The organism is Synechococcus sp. SynAce01 (assembly GCF_001885215.1).
Lineage (GTDB): Bacteria > Cyanobacteriota > Cyanobacteriia > PCC-6307 > Cyanobiaceae > Regnicoccus > Regnicoccus frigidus.
In genome coordinates this window covers 1,302,593-1,316,259 of sequence record NZ_CP018091.1, presented here as the reverse complement: position 1 = coordinate 1,316,259, position 13,667 = coordinate 1,302,593, and the positions used below count along the sequence as shown (strand labels likewise).

General features: G+C 67.0%; 9 protein-coding genes. 2 read left to right on the top strand and 7 right to left on the bottom strand.

Features of this window, described 5'->3' with window-relative positions; all coding sequences use genetic code 11:
• Positions 1 to 16: 16 nt before the first annotated feature.
• The 7 genes from purL to BM449_RS06910 all read right to left on the bottom strand — a co-directional run bounded on the left by purL (position 17) and on the right by BM449_RS06910 (position 8,797).
• A complete protein-coding gene (purL, locus tag BM449_RS06935; protein ID WP_071800626.1) occupies positions 17 to 2,410 on the bottom strand; it encodes a phosphoribosylformylglycinamidine synthase subunit PurL in 2,394 nt (797 codons plus the stop codon).
• Between the two features lie 48 nt (positions 2,411 to 2,458).
• Positions 2,459 to 3,355 carry an RNA methyltransferase gene (locus BM449_RS06930; protein WP_233831191.1) on the bottom strand — a complete coding sequence of 299 codons (897 nt, stop codon included), beginning with the start codon at positions 3,353 to 3,355 and terminating at the stop codon, positions 2,459 to 2,461.
• Positions 3,356 to 3,359: 4 nt separating this feature from the next.
• Positions 3,360 to 4,520, bottom strand: coding sequence for a DNA polymerase III subunit beta (dnaN, locus tag BM449_RS06925; protein WP_071800625.1), 1,161 nt, complete (start codon positions 4,518 to 4,520; stop codon positions 3,360 to 3,362).
• Positions 4,517 to 4,945, bottom strand: coding sequence for a hypothetical protein (locus BM449_RS14970; protein ID WP_145536842.1), 429 nt, complete (start codon positions 4,943 to 4,945; stop codon positions 4,517 to 4,519). The genes dnaN and BM449_RS14970 overlap by 4 nt, the downstream gene beginning before the upstream one ends.
• A gap of 180 nt (positions 4,946 to 5,125) precedes the next feature.
• Positions 5,126 to 6,184, bottom strand: a complete 1,059-nt coding sequence (gene thrC / locus BM449_RS06920; RefSeq protein ID WP_071800624.1) for a threonine synthase — start codon at positions 6,182 to 6,184, stop codon at positions 5,126 to 5,128.
• 85 nt (positions 6,185 to 6,269) lie between these two features.
• Positions 6,270 to 6,854: an alpha/beta hydrolase gene (locus tag BM449_RS06915; protein ID WP_071800623.1), complete on the bottom strand. Its 585-nt coding sequence runs from the start codon at positions 6,852 to 6,854 to the stop codon at positions 6,270 to 6,272.
• A gap of 26 nt (positions 6,855 to 6,880) precedes the next feature.
• On the bottom strand, positions 6,881 to 8,797 hold the full coding sequence (locus BM449_RS06910; protein ID WP_071800622.1) for an AarF/ABC1/UbiB kinase family protein: 1,917 nt from the start codon (positions 8,795 to 8,797) through the stop codon (positions 6,881 to 6,883).
• A 79-nt stretch (positions 8,798 to 8,876) separates the two neighbouring features.
• On the opposite strand from BM449_RS06910, the gene recN reads away from it, so the two are divergent.
• A complete protein-coding gene (gene recN, locus BM449_RS06905; protein WP_071800621.1) occupies positions 8,877 to 10,577 on the top strand; it encodes a DNA repair protein RecN in 1,701 nt (566 codons plus the stop codon).
• Positions 10,578 to 10,627: 50 nt separating this feature from the next.
• Complete coding sequence (gene uvrA, locus BM449_RS06900) at positions 10,628 to 13,663, top strand: excinuclease ABC subunit UvrA (RefSeq protein ID WP_071800620.1); 3,036 nt, start codon at positions 10,628 to 10,630, stop codon at positions 13,661 to 13,663.
• Positions 13,664 to 13,667 lie beyond the last annotated feature (4 nt).

The following is a 13,667-nucleotide window of genomic DNA, read 5'->3' as shown; positions in this document are numbered from 1 at the left end:
CTGCTTGCATTGTGCCTCAGGCCGTGGCAGCCAGACGACTGGGCAAGGCCTGCTCATAGATCTCGGCCAGGTCGTCCACCTGCTCGCCCAGCAGCGCCGCGCCGCCAGCGCTGATCTGCAGCCGGCCATCGGCGGCCACCTGGCCGAGCGGTTGGGCGGGAAACGCCGGCTGGCCGGGTTCAGCTTCCGGCAGCTTGGAGGCCAGCAGCGCCTGCCACTGCGGCAGCCGCGCCGGCGACACACTCACCAGCACCCGGGCACCGCCTTCGGCGAACAGGAGCCGATCCAGGCGGCAGTCGCCAGTCGGCAAGGCCAGCTCGGCCCCCAGGCCCGAGGCGATGCAGCACTCGGCCGCGGCCACCGCCAGGCCGCCGTCGCTGAGGTCGTGGGCGGAGGCCAGCAGGCCCTGGCTGATCGCTTCGCGCAGCAAGGCCTGCACGCGGCACTCCAGGGCCAGATCGGTGCGGGGCGGGCGGCCCGTGACCCGTCCATGGATCCGCTCGAGGTAACTGCTGCCGGCCAGCCCGAGTCGATCCTCGGAGGCTTGCTTGGCCTGGTTGTCCGGGCCGGTTTCCAGCGGCACGCCCAGCAGCCAGATCGTGTCGCCGGCCTGCTTCCAGGCCAGGCCCGTCACCCGGGTGAGGTCGTGAACCAAACCCACCATGCCCACCACCGGCGTGGGCTGGATCGGCTGGAGGCCGCCATCGGGCCGGCGCGTTTCGTTGTAGAGGGAGACATTGCCGCCGGTGACCGGCGTGGCCAGGGCCGTGCAGGCCTCGGAGATCCCCCGACAGGCCATCGCCAGCTGCCAGTAGCCGGTGGGTGTTTCCGGTGAAGGGAAATTGAGGTTGTCGGTGACAGCCAGCGGCTCGGCGCCGACGCAACTGAGGTTGCGGGCCGCCTCTGCCACCGCCGCGATCGCACCGCGCTGCGGATCGAGCGCCACCCAGCGGTTGGGGCAATCCACCGTGGCGGCCACGCCCCGGCTGGAGGCCTGAAGCGCCCCTTCCCCGTCCTGGGGCCGCAGCCGCAGCACCGCCGCATCAGCGCCACCCGGCAACAGCACCGTGTTGGCCTGCACCTGCTGGTCGTACTGGCGGTAAACCCAGCGCTTGCTGGCGATGGTGGGGTCATCCAGCAATGCCTTGAGAACCGCGCCCCACGGCAGGAGCTGGCCGCTAGCGGGGGTGATGCCTTCGCGCAGCGCCGGCGGCAGGCTGCCTTCCCGCCATTGCCAGTGGCGCTGGATCTCCGCCGGTGGCTCAGCGAGCAATTCATGGTGGTTGATCGGGGTGTCATCGGCCAAGGCATTGGCTGGCACCTCGGCCGCCACCGCACCGTGTTGCAGCACCCGCACCACGTTCTCTTCCAGCACCCGTCCCACCACGGCAGCCTGCAGGCCCCAGCGGCGAAAGCGCGCCATCAGCGCCTCCTCGCGGCCTGGTTTCACCACGAACAGCATGCGCTCCTGGGATTCCGAGAGCAGGAACTCGTAGGCCGTCATTCCCGTTTCTCGCGCCGGCACCAAATCGAGATCCAGCTCGATCCCCAGGCCACCCTTGGCCGCCATCTCCGAACAACTGCAGGTGAGCCCGGCGGCGCCCATGTCCTGGGCGGCCACCACATCCCCGCTCTTGAAAGCCTCCAGGCAGGCCTCAATCAAACCCTTCTCGAGGAAGGGATCACCCACCTGCACGGCGGGGCGATCGTCGAGAGAGGCGGCGCTGAGCTCGGCCGAGGCAAAGCTGGCCCCGCCCATGCCATCGCGGCCGGTGGTGCTGCCCACATAGACCACCGGATTGCCGACCCCGGCCGCCCCCGAGCAGACGATCTCCTCGGTTTCCATCAGCCCCAGGGCCATGGCGTTCACCAAGGGGTTGCCGCTGTAGCTGGGATCGAAGGCCACTTCTCCGCCCACGGTGGGTACGCCAACGCAATTGCCGTAGTGGGCGATGCCGGCCACCACGCCCTCGATCAGGCCAACGTTGCGGGGGTCGTCGAGGGGGCCAAAACGGAGGGCATTGAGCAGGGCAATCGGTCGGGCGCCCATGGTGAAGATGTCGCGCAGGATGCCGCCCACGCCGGTGGCCGCCCCCTGGAACGGCTCCACCGCCGAGGGGTGGTTATGGCTCTCGATCTTGAAGGCAAGCCGCTGGCCCTCGCCCAGATCCACCACACCGGCGTTCTCGCCTGGCCCCACCAGCACCCGGGGCCCGGTGGTGGGAAAACCGCTCAGCAGGGGCCTGGAGTTGCGGTAGCAGCAGTGCTCCGACCACATCACCCCGAACATGCCCAGCTCAGCCCGGTTCGGCTCCCGGCCCAGCCGCCGCACGATCTCCTCGTAATCGGCCTGGGAGAGCCCTTCGCGCCGCAGGGCATCGGCCACCGAAAAAGGCGAGGAAGCAACCACGGCAAGGCCGACGACAGGAGTTCAGTCTGACGGAGGGCGATCCGGCCCTCAGACCCAGGGATCGGGATCGCGACTGGAGTCGTGGCTGCGCCGGGCCGCCGCGGGGGCATCCGGATGATCGTCCTGTTCCAGCTCCTGTTCGAAATCCTGTTCGAAGTCAGGTTCCAGCTCGGGTTCAAATTCGCGTTCAGCTTCCGGCTCTAACCAACCGGCTTCGTCCCAGTCATCAAGGGGATCGCTGGCCCGGGGGCCGTGGGGGCTGGGTTCAGCGGAATCGCTGGGCTCGCGGGGATCGGGGTCATCCCAACGGGGCTCTTCCAGCCAGCCCTCCAGCCGCTCCTCAAAGCGATCACCCACCTGCTGAAACTGGCCACGCAACCGGCTGGTTTCCTCGCCCATCTGATCCCTCCAGCGGCGAGACCGGCGCAGCAGCTCCTGGCGCACACTGGCCCGCGCCAGCGGCAGGTCGTCGAGGCCGGCCAGGCCGGTGGCCACCAGGCCCGGTTGCTGATCGACGATGCGATCGGGCGTCAGTCGCCAGCGGCTGCTGCCCGGTAGGCGGGGATCGCTGCGGGCCACCAGGTAATGCAGGATCCGGCCCGTGCGCAGCTCCACCGCCGCATCCACCACCGTGGCGAGCACGCTGCCATCGCTGCCGGTTAAAGCCGCGTCGAACAGGGTGGGCAGGCGATCGAGAACGCTTTGCTCGGTTTCAGCTGGCTCCCCCTGCACCATCGCTTCGAGCTCACTGAGGCCGCGCAGCTGGTTCAGCCGCCAGATCAGACGGCGGCCACCGAAGGCGGAAGGCTTGCTCGCCCAGCCCAGCAGCCGGTGCACCGGCGGGTGCATCCAGCCGATCAGGCCGGCGCCATGCTCCAGACCCTGATCGCAACGCACCCGCAATCGCAGCAGGTCACTGAGCAGCAACTGCTGGGGGAGGGGCACGGGATCAGCTGCGGATCTGCACGGGCATCACCAGATAGGTGTAGCCGGGATCCTCCACCGGCACGAGAACGGCTGGGGTGGTGGGGGCATTGCAGCGCAGCTCCACCCGTTCGGCGGCCATCGCCTTGAGCCCTTCGAGCACGTAGCGGACGTTGAAGGCGATGGCGATCGCCTCCCCGCTCACCACGGCGGCCAATTCCTCGGCGCCCGAACCCACGTCCTGGGCATCGGCGCTGATCTGCAGGCGGCCGGCGGCCGGATCACTGCTGATTTTCACCACGTTGTTGTGTTGATCGGCGAGCACGGCCACCCGCTCCAAGGCGGTGATGAAACCGCGACGATCCACTTCCAGGCTGCGGCTGAAGCTGGTGGGGATCAGCTGGCCGTAGTTGGGGTAGGTGCCATCAAGGCTGCGGCTGGTGAGCACCTGGTCGGCCCAGAGGAACACCACCTGGCCCCGGTCGCAATACAGGCTCACCGGCTCCTGCGACTGACGGCCGGAGAGCAGGCGCTCCAGTTCGCGCAGGGAACGGGCTGGCACCGTCACGGCAAAGCTCTCGCTGGCCTCACTGTCGCTGGGTTGGTTGTCAGAGGGTTGGGCGGCATTGTCGAGGCGCAGCACCGAGAGGCGATGGCCGTCGGTGGCGGCGCATTCCAGGCCGCGGGCCTCCAGGCCGAGGTGCACGCCGGTGAGCAGTTGCTTGGCCTCATCGCCGCTGCTGGCAAACAAGGTGGCGCGCAGGCCTTTCACCAGCGCATCCACGTTGAGGCGGATCGGGGCGCCGGTCTGCAGCAACGGCAGATCGGGAAAGTCTTCGGCCGATAAGCCCCGCATCTGGTAGCTGCCCGAGAGGCTGGTGAGCTCCACCTGCTCCTGGCCTTCCTCGCAGCTGAGCGTGATCGGGCTTTCGGGCGAGAGCCGCGAGACGATCTCGCCGAACAGGCGGGAGGGCAGGGTGATGGCGCCGCTGGTTTCCACCGCCGCCGGCAGGCTCGTCTGGATGCCGAGGCTGAGATCGAAGCCGGTGAGGCTGAGCCGGCCGGTGCCGGCATCAGCGGTGAGCAGCACGTTGGCGAGCACGGGGTGGGTCGGACGACTGGCGACCGCCCGGCTGACCAGCTGAAGGCTGGTGCTCAGTTCGCTCTGGGAGCAGACCAGCTTCATGGCGTTTGACACATCGGGGACAGACACCCCGCCACAGGCCCCACCACGGTTCCACAACCGGGCTCCATCCGCAACGGCACAGAGCCACAAGCCAGGGCGATCACGCTCTTTTTGCTTCTGCTCACTACGGGTTTAAAAGGATTAAAAAAAAGAAGAAAAGACCCGTAGCCGTAGGGGTTGTGGAAACCGGTGGAAAACGTTTGAAGCCCAGTGATTTCAAGGTTTTTCAGCTTTGTTGATTGGGGAATGAAAAAGACCATGAACCCTTGATCAAACGTTTCCCACAAATTCCCCTGCCTGGGGGAAACGTTGGCGCACTTCGGCGGTCGAGTTCTCTGCCGGTTCTCCCCGATGCCGGCGCGGTTTTCCGCAGCCCGATTTCGGCCAGTTCCTCGACTGGCTAAGGCTTTTTCTGCCGCAGTCATGGCCTAACGACCGGTTTCAGGCCTCTGGAGATGTTTGCGGTGGTGCGATTGGAGGCATGCCGACACCCCCGCAGTGGCCAGCCTGTTTCAGCAGCTCGTGGCCGTTCTCCGCAGGCGATGCCCTCAGCCATGTCCTCGACATCGCGGTAAGCAGTCAGCAGGTTGTCGGCGCCGGAGCGCTCAGAAGCCCATCACAGAGGCCACCACATCCACCTCAGGGTCCAGGCCGGCGTGGAAGCTGCCGTCGCTGTTGTCGATGGCGGTGGCGGGATCCTTGAGGCCATTGCCGGTGAGCACACACACCACCGTGGCGCCTGCTGGCAGCTCATCACTGTGTTGCAGCAGTCCGGCCACCGAGGCGGCACTGGCGGGCTCGCAGAAGATGCCTTCCTCGCGGCCCAGCAGCTTGTAGGCCTCCAGGATGGCCTGGTCGGTCACGGCCTGGAAGGCGCCACCGCTCTGTTCGCGCACCAACAGGGCCTTCTCGCGATTGGCGGGATTGCCGATCCGGATCGCCGTGGCAATGGTGTCGGGCTGCTCCACGGTGTGGCCCAGCACCAGCGGCGCTGAGCCGCTCGATTGGAAGCCCATCATCCGCGGCAGGCGGCGGCAGTGGCCCGCCGCCTGATACTCCTGAAAACCCATCCAATAGGCGCTGATATTGCCGGCGTTGCCCATCGGAATGCAGAGCCAGTCCGGGGCCTCACCGAGGGCATCGACCACCTCGAAGGCCGCTGTCTTCTGGCCCTGCAGGCGGTAGGGATTGACCGAGTTCACCAGGGTGACCGGATAGCGATCGGCCAGCTCGCGCACGATCGAAAGGGCCCGATCGAAGTTGCCTTTCACGGCCAGCACTTCGGCGCCGTACACCAGGGCCTGGGCCAGTTTCCCCTGGGAGACATAGCCGTCGGGGATGATCACAAAGGCCCGCATGCCGCCGCGGCGGGCATAGGCGGCGGCGGCGGCTGAGGTGTTGCCGGTGCTGGCGCAGATCACCGCTTCGGCGCCCGCTTCTTTGGCCTTGCTCACCGCCATCGTCATCCCCCGATCCTTGAAGCTGCCGGTGGGATTGAGGCCGTCGTATTTGAGAAAGACCCGGACGCCACGTCCGATGCGCTCAGCAAGCGATGGGGCCGGGATCAAGGGGGTCGCCCCCTCGCGCAGGGTCACCACCGGCGTCTGATCGGTGACCGGCAACCAGCGCCGATAGGCTTCGATCAGACCTGGCCAGTCCTGCATCGTCGGCCTCGCGCCCAGACGTCTGAGAGCGGAGAGAACGGGCACGATCGAAGCAAAAGGGGCGGATTCGAATCTACGCGCCGGCTCAGGGCTCCTTCGGTTGGGCTGGAGGCTCAGCCTCCTCGCGCAGGCCATCGAGCGGTGATTCCGAGAAGAAGCGCACCAGATCGGCAATCGAACTGGCCTTGTCAGCTAGGGCAACCAGGGCCGGCAGGCTGATCGCCAATTCATTAACCGGGTAGGCCTGCAGGAAGCCGACTGGGGTGATCGTGCCGTCGCCTGCATGGAGACCCAGGATCACGGCGGCCCGGAGTGCCGGAACGCCAGTCTGAGGAGCGCTGAGTGGCGCGATGATCCGGGCCAGACGCTCCAGCAGAACCTCGCCGATTCGAGTGCCCAGCAGGCGGCTGGTCAGCACCAGCGGCAGTGACACAGGCTGATTCAGTAGCTTCGAAACCTCAGCAGGATCTTGGCGGCTCAAGCTGAGCAGATCGGCCAGAAGGCCCCTGGCCTGGCCTGTTTCAGCGAGATGGGTGAAATCGGCCACAGGAATCGAGCGGCGGAAGGCTCCGCTCACCAAAACGATCTGCTCGGCCGCCTGCAGCCCTGGCCCAGCCAGGCTGAGACTGAGACCGAGCAGGGCCCCAAGGAGTTTCGAGCGTTTGGGCAAGGTGCGTTCCTGTTCGCAGCCGAACTCTAGAAGCTTGTCGCTGGCGTCAATCCCGCTTCGCTACGGATCTCCTGGGTCACAAGCACGTCCCGCAGCAGCCGTACCACGCTGCGTTCGGCCAACCCTTGGGCCACCTTGACGCCCATGCGGCGCAGGTCCGGTTCGGCCAGCAGTCGTGGCAGGCGGTTCAGCAGCAGTTGGGGCTCGAAACCCGGCAGTTGGCGCAGGATCTCCAGCAGGGGTTGAATGGGCTCCAGGTTCAGTAACGGATCGCTCTCGATGGCGACCACGGGCCTGGAGCGCAGCCCGGGGGGCTGCAACCGCTTCGGCAGTCGCCGACCCAGCCTCTGAAACGCCCGCCAACCGAGCGCATCGACCTGATCCACCAGGCCGTCCACCAGCTGCTGGCGCAGCATCCCACCGTTGGCGGAGAAGAGGAAATCCAGCACCTGATCCAGCAATCCCTCCACATCCAGCTGCTCCTGCAGGGAAGCGCTGCTGATCAGGCTCTCCAGCCGCTGCCAGCGGAAGTCGTCACCGTCGAAGAGCATCTCGCGCAAGCTGCGGCGAAGATCCGGGTCGGGATCCTCCATCAGCCGACGGGCGAAGTAGGGATAGGCGGCACCGAGGATCTTGAACTCCGGATCCACGCTCAAGGCAATGCCCTCCAGCGTCACCAGCGAACGAATGATCAGGGCGTAATAGGGCGGTACCTGAAAGGGGAAGCGATACATCACCCCGGAGAGGTCGTCGGTGACGGCCTTGAAATCCATCCGGCTCACCCCCATCTCCAGGGCCTGGCCGAACACCGACTCGAACGCCGGCACGATCGGTGCCAGGTTCACCTTCTCGCCCAGGAAACCGAGGGTGACGAAATCGGTGGAGAGCGCATCGAAATTTCGGTTGACCAGGTGCACCACCGCCTGGATCAGGCCGGTGCGTGAGGCCCGGCTCACTTCGCTCATCATGCCGAAATCCAGGAAGGCCAGCCGGCCGTCGGCCATCGCCAGCAGGTTGCCGGGGTGGGGATCGGCGTGGAAGAAGCCGTGTTCCAGCAGTTGCTCCAGGCAGCAGTTCACCCCCACCTGGACCATGTCATCGGGGTCGATGCCGAGGGCTTCGACGGCCTTGAGGTTGGTGAGCTTGACCCCATCAATCCATTCCATCGTCAGCACCCGCCGGCTGGTGGCCTGGCGGTAGATGGCCGGCACGGCGATGCGGGGATTGTGCTGGTGGAGCCTGGCGAAGGCTTCGGCATTCTCCGCTTCGTGGAGATAGTCCATCTCCTCGAACACCCGCATGCCGAGCTCGTCGATCAGGGCGACCAGGTCGCTGCGGATCAGGCTGACGTTGCGATTCAGCCAGCTGGCGATGTTGCGCACGATGTAGAGATCGAGCGTGATCTGCTCGCGCAGCCCCGGACGCTGCACCTTCACCGCCACCGCCTGGCCATCCTTGAGCCGGCCGCGGTGCACCTGGCCCAGGGAGGCCGCCGAGATCGGTTCACGATCGAGCTGGGCGTAGATCTCACCCACCGCTGCCCCCAGGTCTTCTTCGATGCAGGCCATCGCCAGCTCACTGTCGAAGCCCGGCAGCTGGTCTTGCAGGCCGGCGAGCTCATCGAGCAACAGCGGCGGCACGATGTCGGGACGTGAGGAGAGGGCCTGGCCGGCCTTGATGAAGGCCGGGCCGAGGCTGGCCAGCAGCTCAGTGCATTGCCGCGCCCTGGCCTGGGCACGCTCCTTGTTGGCCAGCCGGCCGCTGAAGCGATCGAAACCCACACCGAGCAGAAACAGACCGATCGGCACCAGGGTCTGCCAGACCCGCCGGAACAGCCGCCTGGGATGGCCGGCATAAATCCGACTGATGGCGGCCGGGTCGTAGCGGAGCAGGCCAGCGGCTTCGGTGAAATCGCTGAGCCCCGTCGTGGTCGGGAGAGTCAATCGCCCCCTCAGGAATCGTTGATTCCCTTCTAAACGAATCCAACCCTCGCTACGGTCGGGTCCCTGACCGGAGACCCTGGTGCTCACGGGTCTGCGCCTTGAGAACATCGCTCTGATTGACGGCCTGGAGCTCAGCTTCGACCGGGGCTTTACGGTGCTCACCGGCGAAACCGGTGCCGGCAAGTCGCTGCTGCTCGATGCCTTGGATGCCCTGCTTGGCGGCGGCCCGGCCAACCAGGGCAGCCGCTTGCTGCGCCAGGGCTGTGACCGTGGCCTGATTGAGGCCAGTTTTGCCTCTTCGCCGCCGCTGCAGGCCTGGCTCCAGGCCCAGCAGCTCGATGGCAACCTGGATGGCGACGAGCCGGAGCTGCTGCTCAGCCGTGAGTGGCGGCAGAGCGGCGAGCGCATCCAGAGCCGCAGCCGCCTCAACGGCGTGGCCGTCAACCGCAGCCAGCTGCTGGAGCTGCGGCCCCTGCTGCTGGAGCTCACCGTTCAGGGCCAGACCCGCCAACTCGCCCGCCCCGGCCAGCAGCGCCGCTGGCTGGATCGCTTTGGCGGTGAGCCCCTGGCGGCGGCCCTCGGCCCGGTCCGCGCCGCCCACCAGAGCTGGAAGCAGGCGGCGGCTGCTCTTGAGGCCGCCCGAGCCGATCGCGAGCAACTGGAGCAAGGCCGCCAGCTTCAGCAGCAGCAGCTCGAGGATCTCGACGCGGCCCATCTCGACGATCCAGGCGAGCGGCAGGCGCTTGAAGTTGAGCAGGACCGTCTCTCCCACGGCGTGCGGCTGCAGGAGGGGGTGATTCTACTGCTGGGCCGGTTGGTGGAAGGGGCCGAGCAGGCCCCGTCGGTTCTCGACCATCTCGGCGCCTGCGAGCAGGAACTGCAACTGATCACCGCCCTCGACGGCAGCTTGGAGCCGCTACAGCAGCGCTGCGGCGAGGCCCTGCAGCAGTTGCAGGATCTGGCCCGCGGCCTGGAGCGCTACGGCGCCGCCCTGGAGAGCGATCCGGCCGGCCTGGCCGGTCTGCAGGAGCGGATCGCCCAGCTCAAGGGCCTGGAGCGCCGCCATGGCCAGGATCTCGCCGGCCTGATTGCCCGGCGTGACCAGCTGCGGTTGCTGCTGGCCCCCGGCGGCGAAGCCCAGACGCTCGCAAGCCTGGAGACCGCTGAGGCCGCTGCCCGCAGCGCGCGGGATCGGGCCTGCGCCCTGCTCAGCACCAGGCGCAGCGAGGCGGCCCGTCTCCTGGAGGAGCAACTGACTCATTCACTCAGACCGCTTGGCCTCGCCAATGTGCGCTTCAGCGTGGCGCTGGAGGCCGTCGCACCAAAAGATGACGGCGCCGATCTGGTCCAGTTCCTGTTCTCGGCCAACCCCGGCCAGCCCCTGGCCCCGCTGCAGGAGGTGGCCTCCGGTGGCGAGATGAGCCGCTTCCTGCTGGCGCTCACCACCTGCCTGGCGGCGGCCGATCCCCACGTCACCCTGCTCTTCGATGAAATCGACGCCGGCGTCAGCGGCCGGGTGAGCGGCGCGATCGCGGCGCTGTTGCGGCGCCTGGCCCAGCAACGCCAGGTGTTCTGCGTCACCCACCAGCCCCTGGTTGCGGCCGCCGCCGACCACCACTTCCAGGTGAGCAAGCAGGTGGAGGACGGCCGCACGCTGACGCGGGTGTCCCACCTGCGGGACACCCAGGCGCGGCAGCGGGAACTGGCCGAGTTGGCCGGTGGTGATTCCGGTGAGGCCCACAGCTACGCCGCCAGCCTGCTGGGCCGGGGCGCGGCCTGACTCGCCGCCCGGTGCGGCTTCGTACAATGACTGGCTGACGAACAGAAGGCATGGGTCGCTTGGCTGGCGTCAACGGGCAGGACACAACAGCACCCAAGCCGGCAGGGAAGCCGGCGGCAAAGAAGAAGGGCTCGCCGAAGCAGGCGCCAACGGCGGATCACACCCTCAACCTCGACGGCAGCGTCGAAGACGTGATCCGGGTGCGGGGCGCCCGCCAGCACAACCTGCGCAACCTCGACCTCACCATTCCGCGCAACAGCCTGGTGGTGTTCACCGGCGTCAGTGGCAGTGGCAAGAGCTCTCTGGCCTTCGACACGATCTTCGCTGAAGGCCAGCGTCGTTACGTCGAAAGTCTGTCCGCCTATGCCCGCCAGTTCCTTGGCCAGGTCGACAAGCCGGACGTGGATGCCATTGAGGGGCTCTCACCGGCGATCTCGATTGACCAGAAGTCGACCAGCCACAACCCCCGCTCCACCGTCGGCACGGTCACCGAGATTCAGGACTACCTGCGGCTCCTCTTTGGCCGTGCCGGTGAGCCCCATTGCCCCCAGTGCGAGCGCTCGATCCGGCCGGAGAGCATCGATGAGATGGTCGACCGGATCCTGGCCCTGCCCGACGGCACCCGCTACCAGCTGCTGGCTCCGGTGGTGCGGGGCAAGAAGGGCACCCACGCCAAGTTGATCAGCGGCCTGGTGGCCGAAGGCTTCGCCCGGGTGCGGATCAATGGCGAGGTGCGTGAGCTCTCCGACAACATCGAGCTCGACAAGAACCACGCCCACCACATCGAGGTCGTCGTCGACCGGCTGGTGGCCCGTGAGGGCATCGCCGAGCGGCTGACCGATTCGCTGCGCACCTGCCTGAAACGGGGCGATGGCTTGGCCCTGGTGGAGGTGGTGCCCAAGGCGGGTGAGGAGCCGCCGGAAGGGGTGGAGCGGGAGCGGCTCTATTCCGAAAACTTCGCCTGCCCGGTCCATGGCGCGGTGATGGAGGAACTCTCACCACGGCTGTTCTCGTTCAACAGCCCCTACGGCGCCTGCCCGGATTGCCACGGCCTCGGCCACCTGCGTACCTTCACCTTTGAGCGGGTGGTGCCGGATCCGAGCCTGCCGGTGTATGCGGCGATCGCCCCCTGGAGCGAGAAGGACAACAGCTATTACTTCTCCCTGCTGTTCAGTGTGGGCGAAGCCTTCGGCTTCGAAATCAAACAGCCCTGGAACCAGCTCACGCTGGAGCAGCAGCAGATCCTGTTGCAGGGCAGCCCCGAGCCGATCGCCGTGCAGGCCGACAGCCGCTACGCCAAGGGTCCGGGCTACCTGCGGCCCTTTGAGGGAATCCTGCCGATCCTGGAGCGCCAGCTGCGCGACGCCAGCGGTGAGGCGATCCGCCAGAAGCTGGAGAAGTACCTGGATCTGGTGCCCTGCGGCACCTGCCATGGCCTGCGGCTGCGGCCCGAGGCCCTTGCCGTCAAGGTGGGTCCCTATGGCATCACGGATCTCACCAACGTCAGCGTGGCCGACACCCTGGAGCGCATCGAGGCCCTGATGGGTGTGGGTGCGGCCGAGGGTTCAGCTCCCCTGCTCAACGCGCGCCAGATCCAGATCGGCGATCTGGTGCTGCGCGAGATCCGCATGCGGCTGAAGTTCCTGCTGGATGTGGGGCTCGACTACCTCAGCCTCGATCGCCCGGCGATGACCCTCTCCGGTGGCGAGGCCCAGCGCATTCGCTTGGCCACCCAGATCGGCGCCGGCCTCACCGGCGTGCTCTACGTGCTCGATGAACCAAGCATCGGCCTGCACCAGCGCGACAACGACCGCCTGCTCGCCACCCTGTTCAAACTTCGCGACCTGGGCAACACCCTGATCGTGGTCGAGCACGACGAGGACACGATCCGCGCTGCTGACCATCTGGTCGACATCGGGCCGGGGGCCGGCGTACATGGCGGCCACATCGTGGCTGAGGGTTCGCTGCAGAACCTGCTGGAGGCGGAAGACTCCATCACCGGTGCCTATCTCAGCGGTCGCCGCTCGATCCCCACACCGCCGGAGCGCCGCAACGCCGGCAGCCGCAAGCTCAGCCTGGTGCAGTGCCGCCGCAACAACCTTCAGGACCTCGATCTCGACATTCCCCTCGGTCGTCTGGTCTGCATCACCGGCGTCAGCGGCAGCGGCAAGAGCACCCTGGTGAATGAGCTGCTGCATCCGGCCCTGGAGCACAAGCTCGGCCTCAAGGTGCCCTTCCCCTCCGGGCTCCAGGAGCTGCGCGGGATCAAGTCGATCGACAAGGTGATCGTGATCGATCAGAGCCCGATCGGCCGCACGCCCCGCTCCAATCCCGCCACCTACACCGGTGCCTTCGATCCGATCCGCCAGGTGTTTGCCGCCACCGTGGAGGCCAAGGCCCGCGGCTACCAGGTGGGGCAATTCAGTTTCAACGTCAAAGGGGGACGTTGCGAGGCCTGCAGCGGCCAGGGAGTGAACGTGATCGAGATGAACTTCCTGCCCGATGTGTATGTGCAGTGCGATGTCTGCAAGGGGGCCCGCTACAACCGCGAAACCCTCCAGGTGGCCTACAAGGGCCACACCATCGCTGAGGTGCTGCAGATGACGGTGGAGCAGGCTGCCGATGTGTTCAGTGCGATCCCCCAGGCGGCGGATCGGCTGCGCACCCTGGTGGATGTGGGGCTGGGCTACATCAAGCTCGGTCAACCGGCCCCCACCCTCTCCGGCGGCGAGGCTCAGCGGGTCAAGTTGGCCACGGAGCTGTCAAAACGGGCCACCGGCAAGACGCTCTACCTGATCGACGAGCCCACCACCGGCCTCAGCTTCTACGACGTCCACAAGCTGATGGACGTGATGCAGCGCCTGGTGGACAAGGGCAATTCGATCGTGGTGATCGAGCACAACCTCGATGTAATCCGCTGCGCTGACTGGCTGATCGACCTCGGCCCCGAGGGGGGCAACAAGGGTGGCGAGATCGTGGCGGCCGGCACGCCCGAGCAGGTGGCCGAGCACCCCAGCAGCCACACCGGCCGCTACCTCAAAGAGGTGCTGGCCCAACACCCCGCCGTTGCTGGGGCGACGGTCTGAACCC